The organism is Streptomyces sp. NPDC048473 (genome assembly GCF_043200155.1).
GTDB lineage: Bacteria > Actinomycetota > Actinomycetes > Streptomycetales > Streptomycetaceae > Streptomyces.
Genome location: NZ_JBICXE010000029.1, coordinates 1 through 18,070 on the forward strand (window position 1 = coordinate 1; position 18,070 = coordinate 18,070).

Sequence of the window (18,070 nt, forward strand, 5' to 3'; positions counted from 1 at the left end):
GCGCCGGACCGGCTAACGGTCCGGCGCTGCTGTGCGCTCTGTTCCCGAGGTCTGCGCGGGCCGGTGATTCGTCCGTGGCGTCAGCCCACCATCGGGGAGGAAGTCAATCATCTTCGAGTTGCTCCGGGCCTGCCGCGAGGGTGGCCCGGTTTGCCGCTCCCTGCAGGCGGCCAGATACCCGCTGGAGGCGACACGTGGGAGACCAGGGCCGCGGTGCCGGGCGAAGCAGGAGCAGACGCTGCGCCAGAACACCAGCGACGTGGTCGGCGGGCTCCCCGGTGGGTTGCCGGGGCCTCGTCATGTCCGGTCGGTCGTGGCAGGCGATCGTGATTCCGCCGGCGCATGGGCCGGGCGGCGGAGGGCGGCCTGTAGGGGACGTCGGCAGCAGGATCTACTCGCCGCATGCTCCGCCGTAGGGCTTCATGAAAGCTTCACGGGCCCACCCGCACAGGGCAGATGGGTGGAGGAGAGCGTCAGCGGGCCTCCGGCAGATCCGCGGAGAGGTGTACGGCCCCGGTGCAGGCCAGTCGGTCCGCCATCTCGACGCACGCCTCGGCCCCCTTCGGGCTGGTTGCGGGTAGCATCGGGCTGCTTTTGCCGTGCGTCACCCTGTCCCGGTGCGAGGCGAGCAGCTCGTCCGATCCGGATCGGATCGAGACCTCTTGGGCGCCACCGCGCGCGTCCGTTTCCACCTCGGACCAGACAGTGGCGCAGGACGGGCTGAACCGGAGCCGTACGGCGTAGGCATCCTCAGTGACGGTGCTCTCAGTGCGGGCATCCCGGTTGCAGCGGGAGGAGTCCGGATACTGCCCCCGGCAGCTTTCCTTGCGGCAGGACGCCGCTTGCCGGTCCGGGCTGCCGCCCGACAGGGCCGGGGCACCCACGGCGCAGGCCACGGCGCCAAGCATGGCGGAGACAGCCAGCACGACGGCCGTCCGCAGCCGTTGCACCCGGGCAGCCACCGCTGGCGGCAGCCGCGGCGCAGGGGGCTGGGGCGCCGCGCTCAGCGGTCTGGTCTCGGCCCGGCAGGCGTTCTCCCACAGGGCGACCAGCGGCGCCATCTCCGTGTCCCCGAGTCGCCCCAGCGCCTCGACAGCGGTACGCGGCGGGAGCTTGACGCCGTTGAGATAACGGTGCCATGAGGACTTGCTGTGGGCGGTGCGTGTGGCCAGTGCGGCCAGGCTCAGCCCGGTCTGCTGTTTGAGGTCGCGCAGCCGCTCCACCAGCAGCTGCCCGTCGGGGCCGAGTGAGTCGGGCAGTTGCTGCCAGCGAGCCGTCGCTTGCTCCTTCATGCCGTTCCCAGTCCTTCTATCAGGCATCCGGTTCATTCCGGATCGCCTGATGTGTGCCCTGGGGGCAGGGCGGCCACACGCACGGCCGGAGTCATCGGGCGATCGGCTTGTAGTACAGAGAGAAGGTGCGGTCCGAGGGCGGGCCCTGGGTGAAGCCAAGGCACAGCCAGGGCCCGCCCCGGCGCAGCACAGCCAGGCCCTCCGGCTCGCGCGGGTAGAGCCCCCTCGCAGTGTGGTCCAGCACCTGCTGCACCACGCGGCCGGTACGCACGTCGATACGGAACAGACGGACGTCGCCGGCCGAGCCGGCGGGGTTGTCAGTGCCGTATCCGTGGCCGAGCAGCTGGTAGGCGTACGGGCCGTACAGCGCCATGCCCTGGAAGGGGAGACCCAGTTCGGTGCCGGGCTGAGCGAAGCCGGTGACTGGCCGGAAGTTCCCGGCCGCGAACTGTTTGAGCCCGTACACCCCGTAGCGCGGTTTGCCGCCCACCTTGTACCGCAGCAGCAGCCGGTTGTGCGCCGGGTCGAGGGCAACCTGGTTGTTCGTGGAGCCGGGGAGCGGGCGATGCGTGGCAATCCTGCGGCTGGCGCGGGTCAGCACCCGGCCCGAGGTGAAGGTGAAGCGGCAGATGCCGCGGCCGTAGCCGGAGGCCGGCTGTGCGTCCCACTCCGTCCACAGAGCGCCGGCGCGGCGGGCCGTGTCCTCCACGCCGAGGGCGCTGCCGTGGCCGAAGCCCAGCAGGTACATGTCGCCGGTGAGCGCGCCGCCCATGGTGAGCCGGTTCAGGCACATGTCGCCGCGGGCCGCGCGCTCGGCATGGGTGTACGCGCGCGGCTCGCCCGGCAGGCGGACGCCGCCCTCCATGACCTGGAGCGCGTACATGTGGCCGTGCCGCTCGTCGAAGGCGAAGGACTGCAGCACGGTGGAGTGGTGCAGCCGTACACCCTGGATCCACGGCTTGCCCGCCGGTGCCAGGCTGGTCGGCTGAGCCTTCGGCTGGGCTTCTGCCCTGCCGGCGGGGAATGCGGCGGCCAGTGCGACCGCAGCTCCGAAGCCGAGGACGGCTCTGCGGCCCGGACTGGATGGAAGGGAAAGGGACATGGGGGTCTCCTCGCTTGCTCGTGAGCTTCGTGGAACGGGCCCGCCCGCCCCGTGAGCGGGGCGGGCGGGCACAGCGGCTCAGCACCAGGGGATGGCGCTCACGTTGCGGACGTAGCGGGCGGAGACGTAGCCCTTGCCGTGGGAGAGCTTGTACCAGCGGTGGTTGCCGCGGACGTTGCTCCCGTACTTCTTGCAGGGGATGTGGACCGTGCTGGCGGGACGCAGCGAGCCGATGACCCGGTAGCCCGTACCCGGGCCGGAGCGGATCCTGAGCGGCATGTGGCGGGTTACCACACGGCCCTGGACGTAGCCGGTGCTGGTAACGGGCCGGGTCGTGGAGTGGCTGGGCGCCCACAGCTGGGGCGGGGCCGTGCGTCGGTGGGGCATCTGCTGGTGAGGCGCCGTGTGCCGCTGCTGCGCGGCAGCGGTGTCGGCGGAAACGACTGCAGCGGGCAACACCGCGATCGCCGCAATCGTGGCCACGAGGCTGCGCTGGATCGTGCGATTCATGGACTCTCCTATGAGGGTGTCTTCAGGATCGGCTGAGCGAGACCCTGTGGCGCTCAGCGTTTCCTAGCCGTCGGACAAAGATTCCGTCCCACGCGTTTCCGGGAGAAAGTGGGACGTCCCACCCGAGGGGACGGTTGAGTCTCAGCCGCCGTCGCCCGGGAGGCCAGCCCCACTTCCCGCCAGGCTGCGGATGAGGGCCCCGTCAGGGTGGGCGGTGGCCAGCTGTTCGATCTCGTCTTCCAGTGCCTTGAGGCGGGCCTTGCCGGCCGCCGGCTCGTCGGCGAGTTCGCGGATGAGTTCGGCGGTGCGCCGTTCGCCGGGACGCGCGACGTGGTGGGCCTGTGCGGAGTTCACGGCGGCGTCCGCCTGGGCCTGCGCCACGGTCTGCTTGCTGACGCTGTGCCTGCCCAGGTAGCCAGCGATGCGGGTGGTTCCAGCGCGCCGGATCTCGCTCGCGGTGAAGTAGCGGCCCGGCAGGATGAGTCCGGACTTCGTCGTGGGGTCCACGGCGCGTTCCGGGCCGGGGTGGATGCCCGTGAGCAGATCCCGCGGACACGAGGTCCGCGCTGTGGCGCCCTGCGGACGCGGTGGACTGTGCCGCTTGGGATTCGTAAGGAGGTAACGGAGTTGCTGCTGCCTGCAAGCCGGCCGCGGCGGTGTGGGAGCGGGGGCGGCCGGCCGGCAGCGTTGCTCTGGCCGCCGTCGACATCGTCGTCGTGGTGTACGTGATGCGCGGCGCGTTTTCCCTTCGGGACGGCTGTTCGCCGCGGATCGAATGACCTGAACTGCGGGTCGCTGGGCGAGACCGGCATGGGCGACGAGATGGTCGGCGATGGGGGAGTGCGCCGGCGTCGGTCCGGGTTACGCGAAGTGTTCGTGGTCGGTCAGGACCGCGTCGATCACATCGAGATGGATGGCGACTCGAACTCCCTTGCGGCGTCCGCTACTTGCGGCGAAAGCGTCACCTCTCGGTGAAGTACACCTGCGTCCGGGGGTGCTGGGTCCGGCCAGCATGTTTCTTACAGGCAACGACACCATCACGCCCTCGCAGTGCAGACAACGAGTGTCCAAGGTCCTCACCCCAGCCGAAACCCGACAACTACATGAACACGCCTTGGCGGCAGAAAGATCGAGTGTCCGAGATCACGGGGAAACGTCAGTTCAGGGCGCACCTACGAGGCGGTCCAGCGATGGCGCCAGAACCGGGGCAAGCGCATCGGCGTATGCCTCCGAGAGGTGGCTGTCGTCGCGGTAGACGGCGGTGTCGGCGACGACTACAGGGCAGATTCCGGTGCGGGGGGCGCAGAGCCAGGGGGTAGGGTCGATGACTGTGGCGGCCGTTGTGGATGCGGCGGTGCGGAGGGCGGTACCGCGGGTCGCGTTGCGGGTCGTGTCCGGCAAGTTGTTCGCGCAGGTGCGTAGTTGCAGGGAGTTCCTGGCGGCGCAGTCGATCGGGTCGCCCTTGGGCCATGGGGTGTCGAGCAGGGCGGCGACCCGGGCGCCGGAGGTACCCAGGTTGCGGAAGGTGTTCTCGAAGCCGGTGGTCCACTGGTGGAGGGGGTCGGTGGCTGAGTGGGCCGGGTCTCCGGCGTCCGAGGAGGAGACGACGACCAGGTCGGGGCGCAAGGTCTTGATCCTTGCCATGGCGTTGGAGCGCCAGGTGTCGCAGGCGGTGTACGGCTTGTGGCCGCTGACGATGGTCACGTCGGCGACCTTGCAGGAGGCCTTCGTCAGCGAGACCAGCTTCCAGCCGCGTGAGGTCGCGAGCCGTTGCAGGGCCGGGAACCACTGGGCCGCGTGGGAGTCGCCGAAAAGGACGACCGTACGGGAGGAAGTCCGGTCGCCGTAGACGCAGGGCCGGGTGCCGGTGGCGGCGTAGTCGACGTGGCAGCCGTCCCGGTAGACCGCGGAGCGGGAGGACTTCACCTTCGGCAGGGGCGGGGCGAGGTTGCTCGGCAGGGCGGTGGGGGAAGACGCCAGGAGTTCGGTGAGACGCGCCTGCGGGGCCGGTGCGTCGGAGAGAGCCTGCGCCAGCGTGGGCGCGGGGTCGCCCACCTCGATCGTCGGCGGGACCGCCGTCGCCGTCAGGGACAGCGCCGAGGCGCCAGCCGACAGCGCGGCCCCGAGAACCAGGGCGCGGCCGGGGCGCCTGCGGAAGGCCCGGTGGAAGCGGACCGGGTTCTCGACGAGGCGCAGGGTCAGCCACGCCAGGCCCAGCGCCGCCGCGGACAGCCCGAGCGCGAGCGGCACGTCGGCGGTGCCGTCTGCGCGGCCCAGCGCCGCCGGAGCTATGACCAGCAGCGGCCAGTGCCACAGGTACCAGCCGTACGAGAGTCCGCCGAGCCACACCAGCGGTCGCCGCCGCAGCAGCCACCCCGCGCCGTGTGGGGTGGGCGCGCAGCCGCCGGTCAGGACGAGCGCGGTACCGGCGACCGGCAGGAGGGCGTGGTAGCCGGGGAAGGGCGTCTCGCCGTCGTAACAGACCGCTGCCAGCGTGACGCAGGCCAGGCCGAGCCAGGTCAGCGGGGCCGCGAGGGCGGCGGGCAGCCGTTCCAGCCGGCCGGTGCCCAGCGCCAGGAGCGCGCCGACACCCAGTTCCCAGGCCCGGGTAAGGGAGCCGAAGTACGCCCAGGGAGCCGAGGAGTTCGTCACGAGGACGCCCGCCGCGAACGACCCCAGGCACAGTACCCCGAGCGGCACCGCGACCAGTCGGCGCCGACCGCGGGCGACCCGCCAGGTGAGCAGCAGGAGCAGCGGCCACACCAGGTAGAACTGCTCCTCCACGGCGAGCGACCAGAAGTGCTGGAACGGCGACGGCTGGCTGTTCTGGGCGAGATAGTCCGTACCGGCCGCCGCCAGCCGGAAGTTGACCGCGTACAGCGCGCTGGCGAGGGCGTCGCCCGCGTACTCGGCGAGCCGCGCCTTCGACAGGAACAGCCACGCCCCGCCCAGCGTGACGGTGATGACCAGGGACGACGCGGGAAGCAGCCGCAGTGCCCGGCGGGCGTAGAAGGAACGGACCGAAACCCGGTCGGTGGTGGCGAGTTCGCGCAGCAGCAGCGACGTGATGAGGAAGCCGGAAATCACGAAGAAGACGTCGACACCGATGTAACCGCCGCTGATCTGAGACACGCCGGCGTGGGAGAGCACCACCAGCCCGACGGCCACCGCGCGCAGCCCCTGGATGTCGAGCCGCAGGGCGTGGCCTTTGGGTGGTGCGGATCTGTCGCTCGCCGGGACGGTACATATCTCGGCGGACGGGATACTCGACATCAGGTGACTCCTCGGGGTGACTGACATGCTTCGGCTAAGAAGATCGGTCCGGCCGCCGCACGGGGTTCCGCTGTTGTCGCCCCAACTTCGCCTCAGCCGCGAAGGTTCAACCGTGTGAAACCATCGGTTCACCCCCATTCAGCCTTGTGACAAGAGACATCGAGCCCTTTGAGCGTTGCCCCTCCAGGGTGGGGTTTGGTCCGTGACCGGTCCGGAAGCACTGGTCGGGAGGGGTGCAGCAGTGGGAGGAAATGGGAGTCAGCACGCAAGCCGGGCTCGGTCGAGAGCGGGCTGAGTGAAAGGCGCCTGACGGGTGAAAGCCCAGGTCAGGCGCCTTTTCTTGTGCGTCTAGAAGAAGCCCAGCTTCTTCGGCGAGTACGACACCAGAAGATTCTTGGTCTGCTGGTGGTACAGCAGTGGCATGCCGTGTGACCTGTGTGAACAGCTACTCGCCGGAGGCCGCCGGCCCGTGGCTGGTCCGGATCTTGGCTGGACAGGGCTTGAAGCTGTTTGTTGTCCACGGCTGAACATGCCGACGCGCGGTCACCGGCTCGCCGAGCCCGTGCCGCTTCAGCTCCGGTTGGGAATGCGCTGCGAGTTGGACCACCGCTGGTGCGCTCAGAATCAGCCGTGAAGAGTCTCGCCGACACCCCAGCAGGTATCGCCCTTCGATGCTTGATTGTTCATCCGCGTGCGGCTGGGGCGTTCACGTGTACGCCAGGTTGAGGTCTTCATGCCGAATGGGCCGGCCCGTGCCGTTGCTGGCCGACTAGAGGTCGAGGACGACTTCGGTGGTCGGTTTGCTGCAGCAGACGAGGATGGTGCCGGCCTCGGGGAGTTCGAGAGGCTGGGTGCTGTAGGTGATGTCGCCTGCCACCAGGTGGGTGATGCAGGTGTGGCAGACGCCGGTGCGACAGGACCAGCGGGTGGGGATGTCGCAGGCTTCGGCGAGATCGAGGAGTGATGCGTGAGCGGGTGACCACGGGGTGATGATGCCGCTTCGGGCGAAGGTGATGAGGGGGCCGGTGCCCGGTGGACCGGGTGGGTGGTGCGGCCGGATCGCGGCCGTGGGCATTACGCCGGGATTGATGGCGGGCAGGGCGCTGAACTGTTCCGTATGGATCCGCTCGGGGCGCAGGCCGTGATCGCGCAGGTATTCGCCGAGGTCGTCCATGAAGGCGGGCGGTCCGCAGAGGTAGGCGTCGGCGTCGGTGGGAATGCCCATGGCCGCGAGTGAATGGGCGGTCGGACGCCCCTGGGTGATGTGGGGCTCGTCGAGATGTGGGGCGGCCTCGGCGGTGTAGTGGATGTGCTCGTGGGCGTTGGGGAGTTGCGCCAGGAGCGCGTGGGTCTCCTCCGCGAATGCGTGGTGGGCGCGGTCGCGGGCGATGTGGATCCACCAGATGGGGCGCGGGTCTCGTGTGGCGGCGAGTTGGTGGAGCATGGCGAGCACGGGAGTGGCACCGATCCCTGCGGAGATGAGGACGATCGGGCGAGTGCCTTCTTCGAGTACGAACGTTCCGCGGGGGCTGGCGATGTCCACGAGGTCCCCGGGATGGAGCGTGGCATGGATGTAGCTGCTGACTTTCCCGTGGGGCTCGTGCTTGACGCTGATGCGGTAGGTGCTGGCTGTGGGCGCGGAGGACAGTGAGTAGCTGCGTACTGCGGGGGCGGCATCGCCGATGGCGAGGCGGATGGAGAGGTACTGGCCTGGGCGGGCCTCGAGTAGTGGTGTGTTGTCGGTGGTGCCGAGGTAGATCGATGAGACGGTGGGGGTCTCGGGGACGATGCGGGCGACGCGCATGGTCTTGAAGCCCGGCCATCCCGGCGCTTCTCTGGGCTGTTGGGTGCTGGTGAGTTCGCCCGGCCATCCCGGTTCCTGTTTGGGCTGCTGGGCAGCGGCGAGTTCACGGAAGGACTGCTGCCATCCGGGGCTGAGGGCGGGGATGTTCAGTGCTTTGCGCAGCTTCGCAGGGTCGCGGTCGGGGAGGTAGAGCAGTGCGTCGGTGTCGGCGACGCTGAGTTCTTCGGGGCCCTTGCGGGTCAGGGTGATCTCGTCGCCGGCTTGGACGCGTCCCCCGGCGAGGACGCGCAGGTAGAAGCCGGGGCGGTGGTGGGCGACCAGCAGGGAGGCCATGGCGGGTTCGCCCAGGCGCATGCCGACGCGGTAGCAGGTGACGCGCGGCTGGGTGACTTCGAATTCGGCTTCGCCGATGCGGTACCGGTCGCCGATGCACACGTCGTCGTCGGGCATGCCGTCGACGGTGAAGTTTTCCCCGAAGATCCCGAAGGTCAGGTCGTCGCGACCGAGTTGCTTTTGCCAGTACTGGTAGGACTGCAGCTGGTAGACGAGGACGGCACGAATTTCGCCGCCGTGCCCGGCCAGGTCACCTTGGCCGTCTCCGTCGATGTTCAGCCGACGCACCATCCGGGGGCCGTGCACGGGGGACTTCCAGGCTCCGGTGTGGACGGTCCTTCCCTGCCAGGAGACGTCCTTGGGCATTCCTACGTTGACGGACAGCAGCGTCGCCATTGCGGACCTCCTGCGGGGTGGCCGGCCGGGTCAGCCCCTCATGGCGCTGTGATCTGTGCGCTCGGGCCGATAGTAGTTCGTGTGCCGGTGCCGCCGCGATTCCGTGATCACGAATTGTTTGGTGCATTCGCTGAGATTCTTCGAACGAGGGACCGGCAGGGAAGGCTGTGCCCATTCGTTTTTCCTGGGCGGATCATTCAAATCGTGCATGCTTGCAAGGTGGCGGGGCTGTTGCCGCGCTGCACCGGAATGATCACATGGAGTACAAGCTCGAGGTTGTCATCCTGCCTGTGAGTGATGTCGACCGCTCTTTGGCCTTCTATACCGAGCGTCTGGGTTTCAACCTGGACGTGGACTACGGACCAGCCCCGATTTCCGTGTCGTGCAGCTGACGCCTCTCGGCTCTGCGTGCTCGGTGCAGATCGGAGTCGGTCTCACCGACGCCGAGCCTGGCTCGGTGCAGGGCCTGTACCTGGTGGTTGCCGACCTTGAAGCTGCTCGGGCCGAGCTGGCGGACCGCGGCGTCGACGTCGGGGAGATCAGGCACAAGGCACCTCCCGACACGTGGCAGGGCGACTTCGAGCCCGGCGCCGACCCGGAGCACCGCGACTACGCGAGCTTCGGCGAGTTCACGTATCCCGACGGCAACGCGTGGACGCTGCAGGAGCGCGGTTTTCGTCCCTCGTGAGGTGAAGCCGCCGGATCCGGCTTCCTGACTTTGCTGTACGTCTCCGGGCCCGTACCCGTCATTCCAGCTCGGCGGTCGGACCCATACGCCGGGTACGTCCGCAGCCGATCACCAGGAATCACGCATGGCCACTTTGCGGGCGCTGGAGTGTCTGGTGGCGTTGGCCGACGAGGGCTCGGTGCCCAAAGCCGCAGGCGTACTGCACATCTCGCAGCCGGCGCTGTCCCAGCAGATCGCGGCACTGGAAAGAGAACTGGGTACCGCGGTGGTGGATCGGCTGGCCCGGGGCATCCGGGTCACGGCTGCCGGGCAGGCCGTTGCCGAGGAAGCCCGCGTGACCCTGGCGGCCGCCTCGCGGGCGTTGACCAGCCAGCAGTCCAGGCCACGGGCCTCCAGAAGGAAGAGGAACGGCCGCCAGTAAGCGCCGGTCGCTTCCATGACGACCCGGCTCACGCTCCGGCAGACCAGGCGATCACCCAGTTCGAGGATCCCGGCCGTGGTCGCCGGGACATTCCACCCTTCCTGCCTGCGCCGCCCCGAATGCTTTGGGTGCGGCAGGCGCATGCACACCATGCCCGACGCCTTGGCGATGTCGATCGCCGCGACGCGTACCACCAACTCCCCACTCCGGTCAGTCTCTTCCACATCCGCCATGGAGTCTCACCTCGTTTCGCGGTGAGACGGTCACGGGTGCGGCTGCCTGCGAGCGGAAGGGAATCTGAACGGCGTGCTCTCGGCAACAGTGCGCGGTCCCTCAGGCCAGCTACTGCACCGGACTGTGTTCGCGGGATCGATCTCTCAAGGCACTACCGGCGTCGACGGGCAGCCGCACACCGATTTTCGCGCCGGCGAGGCGTGCTGTCAGGGACATGGTGGACTGTGAACCAACTGATCGTCTTGTTCACAGGCACTGACTGAGAGGACTGCCGGAGGTGTTACTCGGCTGTGCCGTCGCGGGTGCGCCGGTAGTGGCGCCTGGCCTTCATCCTGTTGCCGCAGACGGCCATGGAACACCAGCGGGCCTTGTTGGTCTTACTGCGGTCGAGGAGGAACCGTCGGCACTCCGGGTTGGCGCACGGCCGCAGCCGGCCAGGCATCGTCTCCTGCAGCGCGCTCCACGCCATGACCGCCTCTACCGCCATCCGGCGCTCCATAGGGGCGTCCAGCTCCCAGGACATCCCCACAGGGGAGAGGCGCGGGCGGGAGACGACGTCCTTGAGGAGCGGGGCCAGCGACGCGGTCGGCCGGCTGGCGCGCACCATGCCTTGCAGGGCATCGCGCGCCTGTAGGAGGTGTCGGTGCTCCTCTGTGCTGCCATTGCCGCCGTGCGCCTGCTGCCAGGTCCTGGCCGCATCCGGGTCTGCCAACTGGTCCCGGACCACCCCGTTGACGACCGGCGTGGTGTTGAGGAGCTCCAGCAGCGCGTCCTGCTGCTCTCGGTCGGCCACCATTGCCGCCTCCTAACCAGATTGGTTCGTTTGGCAGGTTGCATGGACTAGGCCATCTTAACTAGAGAAACGAATTTGATCGGTTAGTTTCATTCTCGGCTGAGGGGCTGCATCAGCCGGACGGGCGGCGGGCGCGACGGGAAGGCCGGCGCCCGGGCATCTCAGGCCGGTCGGTCACTCCATGAGGGTTCAGAGCCGAGGCGACGCGCTCCTGACGCAGCGCGAGGCAGGCGGACGGGCATCGACCGCCCGGGCGGGCTCAGGGCAGGCGGCTGCGCTGGCTGGTGACCATTCATGGGCGGAGGCTTGAGGCAGGTCGATGTCCTGCCGTCCGAGCTCGGCGACGTCCCCAATCGCATCCGGAATATAACCAGCAAAAGCATCTTAACGGGTTAGGTTGAGCGTGCTCGACTGAATGTATAACCACTAAAACTCGACAGAAGGGTTAGGGAGATGGTCTTCGCAGTTCACCACCGCACTGCCACCGTCAACGGTCTCGAGGTCTTCTACCGGGAAGCCGGCGACCCGAAGGCACCCGCCGTGGTCCTCCTCCACGGCTTCCCGACCAGCTCGCACATGTTCCGCCATCTGATCCCGGCGCTCGCCGACCGCTACCACGTGATCGCTCCCGACCACATCGGGTTCGGCCAGTCCGCGATGCCCGCCCTGCAGGACTTCCCGTACACCTTCGACGCCCTCACCGAGGTTACCTCCGGCCTGCTCCAGCACCTGGGCATCGACCGGTTCGCGATGTACGTACAGGACTACGGCGCCCCTATCGGCTGGCAGCTCGCCCTTCAGGCCCCGGACCGCGTCACCGCGATCATCACTCAGAACGGCAACGCCTACGAAGAGGGCTTCGTCAAGCCCTTCTGGGACGGCGTCTTCGCCTACGCCAAGGCCCCGGGACCGGACACCGAAGCACCCATGCGCGGCGCCCTGACCCTTGAGGTCACCCGCTGGCAGTACCTGAACGGAGTCGCCGACCCGAGCCTGGTCAGCCCCGACAACTGGGTCCACGACCAGGCGCTGCTGGACAGGCCCGGCAACGAAGAGATCCAGCTCAAGCTCTTCCGCGACTACCCCACCAACGTGGACCTCTACCCGCAGGTCCACCAGTACTTCCGCGACTCCCAGGTCCCGCTGCTGGCGGTCTGGGGCGCCAACGACGAGATCTTCGGCCCCGACGGCGCCACGGCGTTCAGCCAGGACCTGCCCGATGCCGAGATCCACCTGCTGAAGTCCGGGCACTTCGCCCTGGAAAGCCACCTCGAGACCATCACCGAGCACATCCGCGGCTTCCTCGCCCGCGTCCTCGCCTGACGCGCAGGGGGCAAGGCGGCTGCGGCAGCCGCGGACCACACACCCCCCTCCCACCGCGGCCGGCAAAGGACTCGCCATGCGACACCTCGCCCAACACGCCTTCAGCGCCACCCCGCAAACCGTGTGTACCGCCCGCGACTTCGCGATGCAGGCCCTCGACACCTGGGGCGGGTGCCGCCGCCGCGACGACATCAGGGCCTGCGTCTCGGAACTGGCCGGCAACGCCGTCCAGAACGGCAGCCCGGACGGCCGCGACTACCTGGTCCGCGACGACTGGGGAGTCAGGGCCCTTACCGGCGAGGGCAATGCCGTCTGGACCTGCTACCGCAGACCCGAGGCACACACCTCCCGCTGTTTCTGCACGCCCTGATCGACAACAACCACCCCACCCCGGGGTGCGGCTACCCGTCCACCCCGCACCGGAAGGAACCCGCCATGGGACTGTCCTGGCAGCAAGGCCCCCTCTCCGCCGGCGCGATCGGACACTTCCTCACCCCCGAACCCCTGCCCGAGCGTCTCCTGTTCGCCGAGCGGCTGCGCCGCCGCATGCGCGTGAAGTTCAACGACACCTGGATCGCTGACAGTGAGAACGTCATCCTGCTGCACGAGCCGGGCCGCTACCCCGTCGCCTACTTCCCCCGCGAAGACGTCGACGAGCAGGCCCTGGTCGCGAGCGACAAGGTCACCCACCACAAGGACCTCGGCGACACCGCCTGGTACGCGGTGCACGCCGGCGAACGCACCACCGAACGCGCCGCCTGGGAATTCACCGCACTGCCTGGGCACGCCACCGAACTCCAGGGCCGCATTGCCTTCGCGTGGCGCGCAATGGACGCCTTCTACGAAGAGGACGAACGCATCCTAGGACACGCCGCGGATCCCTACCATCGCATCGACATCCGAAACGCCTCCCGCACCCTGGAAGTCCGCCTCGGCGACACCGTGATCGCCCGCTCCGAGCATCCCGTCGTGCTCTTCGAGTCCGGATTCGCCCCCCGCTGGTACGTCCCGCGCGCCGACATCGACGAGACCCGGCTGCGCCCCGCCGAAGGCCAGACCTTCTGCCCCTACAAGGGCCTGTGCGACTACTACGACATCGGCGACGTGCACCGCGCCGCCTGGTCGTACCGCAACGCCTACCGGGAGGTCGACCGGATCACCGCCCTGGTGTCGTTCGAAGCGGACAAGGTCGAGGTCTGTCTCGACGGCGAGCGCCTGCACCCCGAGCCCGGGCAGAACGTCGTCCCCCACGGCATCGATCGCGGCCTGGACGTCGACGAGGTCAAGGCCCGCTGACCCCAACGAGCGCGTGTCCCCATCTCCTCCCGGTATTCGAAAAACCTGGGACCGCACACGGAAAGCCACCTGCCAGAACCGTTCGGAACAAAAGCCGGTGCGCCTTTAGCCTCTGGGTGAATTGATCAAAAGGAGGGATTTCCGAGACAGCAACCCTGCAGGGACAAGACCGTTCTCGTGGTGGGCCGCAGCAGCGGAATCGCCCGTGCGGTCAGCGACGCAGCCCTGAAGGAGGGCGCCCGGGTCATCGCGGTCGGCCGCAACCGGGCCGTACTGCAGGCGAGGCCAGCGCCCAGGCGACCATGCCGCCCCAGTTCTGAGCCAGCCGCGCTGGTCGACGGCGACGGCCCGGTATCCGGCCGGATCGCCGCGTTGTTCCGTGCCGGTCTGTGAGAGCCGCACGGCCATTCCGGCGATGTTCCCAGGGCACACGGCGACTCGGAGATCAAGCGCTGGTTCATCGAGAACCAGTCCCGCGGCGGACTCGTCGAACCAGTTCACTGCATTCTGTGACATTCGGACGTTTCTCGAGCCGCCGTGATCGATACATTGCTGAGTGTCGGCTTCGAGGACCTCGATCCCAGCCGGCTCCTCGCCGGTGGCGGCGGTGGTGCGGGCGAGGGAATCCCCGGCGGAGAGGCTCCGCTTGCAGACAAGCGGAAGCAGAGATGCCATCTGCAGGAGGAACGGCGCCGGGCGTGCGGTGGTGACGGTGACGGTGCGGGTGGCATCGTGGGCGGCGGCGGCGGCAGCAGTCGGCGGGACGGCGATGCCGAGCAGCGGCGACCGGCTCTCGGGGTCGGCGATGTGGTTGTACTCGCGGGTGCGCTTGGCAGAGGCTCGCGTCGCCGTCGCCGTCGCCGTCGACCGCCGTGAAGCCGGACTGGAAGCTGCGTTCACACCGGAGCAGCGAGGCGCGATCCGTGACTGGCTCGAAGGTATCTCCGAAGCCTGCCGCTGAGCCTCTGGCCTCGATCGGAGCGGGCGGCCCGGATCGTGGCCAGGGCCTTCGGGCCGGCCGCGGCGAGGGTGTCGATGAGCCGGGAGACGGTCGGGCCTGAAGCCACCGGCCCGAACACGGCCGGCTCGGCCCGCAGCATCCCGACACACGACCGCGAGCGCCACATCCAGCAGGATCTTTTGGGCTTGATCCGCTTTGACGTAATCGGCTCGAATGAAAGGCGCCTGACGGGTAAAAACCCAGGTCAGGCGCCTTTTTTGGTGGCCCTGGACGAAGCCCGGCAGGTGCCGCCCGGGCGAGACGGCGGTGCGGCGCGGCAGCGCCCGCGGCCGCTAGGGCCGGCCGTTGATGTCCTCGGCGGCCTGGGCGATGACGGCGGCCACCGTGGCCGGACGGGAGACGTAGACGGCGTGGCTTCCCGGGGTCTCGGTGACGGTCGCGCCGGCCCGCTCGGACATGGCCCGCTGGGCGGGCGGCGGGATCATCCGGTCGTCGGTGGCGACCAGGTACCAGGACGGCTTGGTCCGCCAGGCCGGTTCGGAGACCGTCCCACCGAGCGCGTCGACGCCCCACGGAACCTGGGAGTCGGCCATGAACGCCGCCTGCGCCTCGGGCACGTCGGCGGCGAACGATGCCGCGAACTTGTCCCGGTCCAGGAACAGGAACCCGTCCTTGGGCGGCAGGATCGGCGGGACCGGTGCGCCGGGCGGCGGGTCGGCGATCAGGGAGCTGACCGACTCGCCCTTGTCAGGGGCGAACGCGGCGATGTAGGCGAGCGCGGCGACGTTGGGGTGGCTGCCGGCTTCGGTGATGACGACGCCGCCGTAGGAGTGGCCGACCAGAACGGCCGGGCCGTCGAGGCCGTCGAGGACCTGGTGGGTGGCGGCGACGTCACCGGCCAGCGACAGGGTCGGGTTCTGCACGACGGCCACCCGGTAGCCGTCGGCGGTCAGCTGCTCGTAGACGCCCTGCCAGCCCGATCCGTCCACGAAGCCACCGTGCACGAGCACGATGTTCCTGATTGCCGTCATGGTCACTCCTGACGTGGATGGACAGGCCCAACGCCCGTCCGGTGCAGCCAAGTTAAGTAGCGTGGGAGCGGCCGGACCATGCAGAACAGCACGCAGAAGTTCTGCGCACATCGGCTTAGGCGTGTCAGGGTGCGGCGGTTGCCAGGCCGTGGCAGCGGCTGTGCGCCTCGGCGTCACCGATCGCCTCGAACATCTCCGCTGCACGCGTGTAGGCTCTGCGGCTCTCGGCGGTCCGGCCTTCCTCGGCCAGCAGGGTCGCGAGCGTCTCCAGAGCGCCGGCCTGCAAGTAGTTGGAATCGAACTGCTCCATGAGAGCGGTCGCCTCGGTGAGCGTGGTGATCGCTTCGGCGCGGCGGCCGAGCAGCCCCAGACACCGGCCGAGATAGGCCAGCGTGTATGGCCGCAGGTGCGCCGCGATACTCGGTGTCATCCCGGATTCGTCGTCGCTCACCAGGGCGAGCACTTCGCGGTATCGCTCCAGGGCTTCGTCGTAGCGTCCGTCGTCACGAAGGCAGTGGCCGAGGTTGCTGATGCACGAATGGTAGGAATTGGTGTCACCGATGGACTTGAACGTACCCGCAGCCTGGGATGCCGACGCAGCGGCTTCACCGAGCCGTCCGAGCTTGCGTAGCGCGATTGCGGTGTAGTGGTGCGACCAGGCGATCTGCACCGTGGTGCCGCTGCGGGTGGCGAGGTCCAACGCCTCATCCGCGTACCGCAGCATGGTTTCCGGGCTGTCCAGCTGGATCCCATGCACCCAGGCCAGATAGTTCAGCTGGGTTGCGTGCTGGGCCGGATCACCAAGGGCGGCGGCGGCCTGCGTGCCGAGGGTGAAGACCTCGTGCCAGTGCGGGCCATGGATCCACCGGTCGGAGAACCAGTGCATCGACTCGGCGCAGTCGAGGACGGCGGCGTGCTGACCACTGCTCGCCGCAAGCCGCGTCGCACCCAGCCAGTTGTCCACATTCACGCGCAGCCACACTTCGGCCTGCTCCGGCGAGGACAGGACCGCAAGGTCGGCATCAGGCCGGTCGGGACGGCCGTAGGCTGGTTCGAACCACCGCCCGGCCGTCGTGGCCATCCGCAGCAGCCACGATGTCACCCTGCCGGTGAGCGCATCGCGCTCGACCGAGCTCTCCTCCTCCTGAAGCCGCTCGCGGGCGAAGAGCCGCACCAGGTCGTGGAAGCGGTAACGGCCCGACGTGCTGTCCTGCAGCAGGCCGAGGTCGACGAGTTCGTCCAGCGCGTTCCAGGCATCCTCGGTCGAGGTCCCGCCGACAACTGCCGCGAGGGCGGCGTCGAAGTTCCGGCCGGGCACCACGGCCAGCCGACGGAAGACCCGCCGGGCGGAAGTCGCCAGTTGTTCATAGGACATCCCGAACGCATTGGCGATCTTGAGGTCGCCGGCCTTGAACTGATCGAGACGGCGCTCCTCATCCGACAACCGTGCGGCGAGTTCGACGGCGCTCCACCCGGGCCGGCTGGCCAGCCGGTTTCCGATAATACGCAGCGCCAGCGGCAGCCCCCCGCACAACTGCGCGAGCCGGGCGAGCGCCGGCTCCCCGTCCGAAGCGGAACGCTCGCCCACAATCCCGGTCAACAGCTCCGTGGCCTCCGACAACGGCAGTGGCCCCAGGACAAGCCGGCGCACACCCTCCAGGCCGGCCAGCAACCGCCGGCTTGTGACCAGAGCCCTGCCCGCGCCTTCTCCCGGCAACAGCGGGCGGACCTGCTCCTCGGACGCGGCGTTGTCGAGCACGACCAGGACACGCCTGTCTCGCAGCAGCGAGCGGTACAAGGAGCTACGCCCTTGAGTGTCGGCCGGTATTTGCTGATCCGCGACACCGAGCGCACCGATCACCAGCCCCAAGGCGTCATCGATGGCGAGAGGCTGCTGGGACATACCGAACAGGTCGAGGAAGAACACTCCGTCGGGGAAGCTCGGTCGTAAGGCATGGGCAGAGCGGACGGCGAAGGTCGTCTTGCCCGACCCTGCGGAGCCGGTGATGATCCCCACCACGGGGGCACCCGGGGCGTGTTTGGCGTGAACGAGATCACCGATCCAGGCCAGTTCCGCAGCGCGGCCGGTGAAGTCGTCCACGGACCGGGGCAGCTCACACAGGCCGGTCGGACGCGTCCAGTGATCTCGCAGGCGGCCATCTCGCGCAAGCTCGACGAGCTGTTTGCGGGCGTCGTTCTCCAGCGCGAGCGCGTCCGTCACAGCGATGACGGTCCGGTGCTGGGGCCCTTTGCTCCGTCCGCGCTCCAGGTCCGACAGGGTCCGTACGCTGACCCCTGAGGCTTCGGCGAGCTCCTCCAACGTCAAGCGGGCTGCGCGCCGATGACGGCGCAGCAACTCCGCGAAGTTCGGACGCTCGGCGATGGGGCCACCCCCTCTCAGTAATATAGACATTTGATCCGCTTCGAACGGGTGAAGCCTACTCAGCGGCCACGGCACGCGGGGTGTTCGACCACGAACCCGCGCGCGCTTTCGCCGTGCGGCATCTGCCTCGCGGCCCTGGACGGCTGTGCCGAGATCATCCCCATCGGTCACAGCTTCCGCGACAAAACTTCCGCATGGCTTCCGCCCATTCCCTCTGCCCAACCGGCGTC

General features: G+C 68.7%; 17 protein-coding genes and 1 pseudogene. 8 read left to right on the forward strand and 10 right to left on the reverse strand.

Features of this window, described 5'->3' with window-relative positions; translation table 11 throughout:
- Nucleotides 1-473 precede the first annotated feature (473 nt).
- The 6 genes from ACGFU7_RS33610 to ACGFU7_RS33635 all read right to left on the reverse strand — a co-directional run bounded on the left by ACGFU7_RS33610 (nt 474) and on the right by ACGFU7_RS33635 (nt 8,710).
- On the reverse strand, nt 474-1,292 hold the full coding sequence (locus ACGFU7_RS33610) for a DUF2690 domain-containing protein (protein ID WP_393700935.1): 819 nt from the start codon (nt 1,290-1,292) through the stop codon (nt 474-476).
- A 91-nt stretch (nt 1,293-1,383) separates the two neighbouring features.
- Nucleotides 1,384-2,394, reverse strand: a complete 1,011-nt coding sequence (locus ACGFU7_RS33615) for a teichoic acid biosynthesis protein C (protein ID WP_393700937.1) — start codon at nt 2,392-2,394, stop codon at nt 1,384-1,386.
- 78 nt (nt 2,395-2,472) lie between these two features.
- On the reverse strand, nt 2,473-2,904 hold the full coding sequence (locus tag ACGFU7_RS33620) for an SH3 domain-containing protein (RefSeq protein WP_393700939.1): 432 nt from the start codon (nt 2,902-2,904) through the stop codon (nt 2,473-2,475).
- 141 nt (nt 2,905-3,045) lie between these two features.
- A complete protein-coding gene (locus ACGFU7_RS33625; protein ID WP_393700940.1) occupies nt 3,046-3,411 on the reverse strand; it encodes a hypothetical protein in 366 nt (121 codons plus the stop codon).
- A 654-nt stretch (nt 3,412-4,065) separates the two neighbouring features.
- Nucleotides 4,066-6,177 (reverse strand): acyltransferase family protein, encoded by a 2,112-nt coding sequence (locus tag ACGFU7_RS33630; RefSeq protein ID WP_393700942.1) that lies wholly within the window; start codon nt 6,175-6,177, stop codon nt 4,066-4,068.
- 769 nt (nt 6,178-6,946) lie between these two features.
- Entirely contained in the window at nt 6,947-8,710 is a 1,764-nt protein-coding gene (locus ACGFU7_RS33635) for an MOSC domain-containing protein (protein ID WP_393700944.1), read from the reverse strand.
- Between the two features lie 257 nt (nt 8,711-8,967).
- Here ACGFU7_RS33635 and ACGFU7_RS33640 point away from each other — a divergent pair, with 257 nt between their 5' ends.
- The 3 genes from ACGFU7_RS33640 to ACGFU7_RS33650 all read left to right on the forward strand — a co-directional run bounded on the left by ACGFU7_RS33640 (nt 8,968) and on the right by ACGFU7_RS33650 (nt 9,819).
- Nucleotides 8,968-9,102, forward strand: coding sequence for a VOC family protein (locus ACGFU7_RS33640; RefSeq protein WP_393700946.1), 135 nt, complete (start codon nt 8,968-8,970; stop codon nt 9,100-9,102).
- 23 nt (nt 9,103-9,125) lie between these two features.
- Entirely contained in the window at nt 9,126-9,398 is a 273-nt protein-coding gene (locus ACGFU7_RS33645) for a hypothetical protein (RefSeq protein ID WP_393700948.1), read from the forward strand.
- A 124-nt stretch (nt 9,399-9,522) separates the two neighbouring features.
- Nucleotides 9,523-9,819, forward strand: a complete 297-nt coding sequence (locus tag ACGFU7_RS33650; protein WP_393700950.1) for a LysR family transcriptional regulator — start codon at nt 9,523-9,525, stop codon at nt 9,817-9,819.
- A gap of 514 nt (nt 9,820-10,333) precedes the next feature.
- Here ACGFU7_RS33650 and ACGFU7_RS33655 read toward each other — a convergent pair.
- Nucleotides 10,334-10,849 (reverse strand): CGNR zinc finger domain-containing protein, encoded by a 516-nt coding sequence (locus ACGFU7_RS33655; RefSeq protein ID WP_393700951.1) that lies wholly within the window; start codon nt 10,847-10,849, stop codon nt 10,334-10,336.
- 450 nt (nt 10,850-11,299) lie between these two features.
- On the opposite strand from ACGFU7_RS33655, the gene ACGFU7_RS33660 reads away from it, so the two are divergent.
- The 5 genes from ACGFU7_RS33660 (at nt 11,300) to ACGFU7_RS33680 (ending at nt 14,426) form a co-directional block, all read left to right on the forward strand.
- Entirely contained in the window at nt 11,300-12,169 is an 870-nt protein-coding gene (locus ACGFU7_RS33660; protein ID WP_393700952.1) for an alpha/beta fold hydrolase, read from the forward strand.
- Between the two features lie 76 nt (nt 12,170-12,245).
- A complete protein-coding gene (locus ACGFU7_RS33665; protein ID WP_393700954.1) occupies nt 12,246-12,539 on the forward strand; it encodes a hypothetical protein in 294 nt (97 codons plus the stop codon).
- A gap of 65 nt (nt 12,540-12,604) precedes the next feature.
- Entirely contained in the window at nt 12,605-13,465 is an 861-nt protein-coding gene (locus ACGFU7_RS33670; protein ID WP_393700956.1) for a DUF427 domain-containing protein, read from the forward strand.
- Nucleotides 13,466-13,645: 180 nt separating this feature from the next.
- Entirely contained in the window at nt 13,646-13,858 is a 213-nt protein-coding gene (locus ACGFU7_RS33675) for a hypothetical protein (protein ID WP_393700958.1), read from the forward strand.
- A gap of 310 nt (nt 13,859-14,168) precedes the next feature.
- Nucleotides 14,169-14,426, forward strand: coding sequence for a hypothetical protein (locus ACGFU7_RS33680; RefSeq protein ID WP_393700960.1), 258 nt, complete (start codon nt 14,169-14,171; stop codon nt 14,424-14,426).
- On the opposite strand, the pseudogene ACGFU7_RS33685 reads toward ACGFU7_RS33680, so the two are convergent.
- From ACGFU7_RS33685 to ACGFU7_RS33695, 3 genes and pseudogenes are all read right to left on the reverse strand, one after another.
- Nucleotides 14,425-14,605: pseudogene (locus ACGFU7_RS33685) on the reverse strand (IS1380 family transposase); the annotation flags it as partial. The gene ACGFU7_RS33680 and the pseudogene ACGFU7_RS33685 sit on opposite strands and share 2 nt — an antisense overlap.
- Nucleotides 14,606-14,758: 153 nt before the next feature.
- Entirely contained in the window at nt 14,759-15,457 is a 699-nt protein-coding gene (locus tag ACGFU7_RS33690; protein ID WP_393700961.1) for an alpha/beta fold hydrolase, read from the reverse strand.
- A 124-nt stretch (nt 15,458-15,581) separates the two neighbouring features.
- Nucleotides 15,582-18,011 carry an ATP-binding protein gene (locus ACGFU7_RS33695; protein ID WP_393700962.1) on the reverse strand — a complete coding sequence of 810 codons (2,430 nt, stop codon included), beginning with the start codon at nt 18,009-18,011 and terminating at the stop codon, nt 15,582-15,584.
- Between the last annotated feature and the right edge of the window lie 59 nt (nt 18,012-18,070).

Excerpts from the sequence above, each read along its gene's own strand:
- ACGFU7_RS33610 (WP_393700935.1), bottom strand. The coding sequence starts at position 1,292 with ATGAAGGAGCAAGCGACGGCTCGCTGGCAGCAACTGCCCGACTCACTC.
- ACGFU7_RS33615 (WP_393700937.1), bottom strand. The coding sequence starts at position 2,394 with ATGTCCCTTTCCCTTCCATCCAGTCCGGGCCGCAGAGCCGTCCTCGGC.
- ACGFU7_RS33620 (WP_393700939.1), bottom strand. The coding sequence starts at position 2,904 with ATGAATCGCACGATCCAGCGCAGCCTCGTGGCCACGATTGCGGCGATC.
- ACGFU7_RS33630 (WP_393700942.1), bottom strand. The coding sequence starts at position 6,177 with ATGTCGAGTATCCCGTCCGCCGAGATATGTACCGTCCCGGCGAGCGAC.
- ACGFU7_RS33635 (WP_393700944.1), bottom strand. The coding sequence starts at position 8,710 with ATGGCGACGCTGCTGTCCGTCAACGTAGGAATGCCCAAGGACGTCTCC.
- ACGFU7_RS33640 (WP_393700946.1), top strand. The coding sequence starts at position 8,968 with ATGGAGTACAAGCTCGAGGTTGTCATCCTGCCTGTGAGTGATGTCGAC.
- ACGFU7_RS33650 (WP_393700950.1), top strand. The coding sequence starts at position 9,523 with ATGGCCACTTTGCGGGCGCTGGAGTGTCTGGTGGCGTTGGCCGACGAG.
- ACGFU7_RS33655 (WP_393700951.1), bottom strand. The coding sequence starts at position 10,849 with ATGGTGGCCGACCGAGAGCAGCAGGACGCGCTGCTGGAGCTCCTCAAC.
- ACGFU7_RS33660 (WP_393700952.1), top strand. The coding sequence starts at position 11,300 with ATGGTCTTCGCAGTTCACCACCGCACTGCCACCGTCAACGGTCTCGAG.
- ACGFU7_RS33665 (WP_393700954.1), top strand. The coding sequence starts at position 12,246 with ATGCGACACCTCGCCCAACACGCCTTCAGCGCCACCCCGCAAACCGTG.
- ACGFU7_RS33670 (WP_393700956.1), top strand. The coding sequence starts at position 12,605 with ATGGGACTGTCCTGGCAGCAAGGCCCCCTCTCCGCCGGCGCGATCGGA.
- ACGFU7_RS33690 (WP_393700961.1), bottom strand. The coding sequence starts at position 15,457 with ATGACGGCAATCAGGAACATCGTGCTCGTGCACGGTGGCTTCGTGGAC.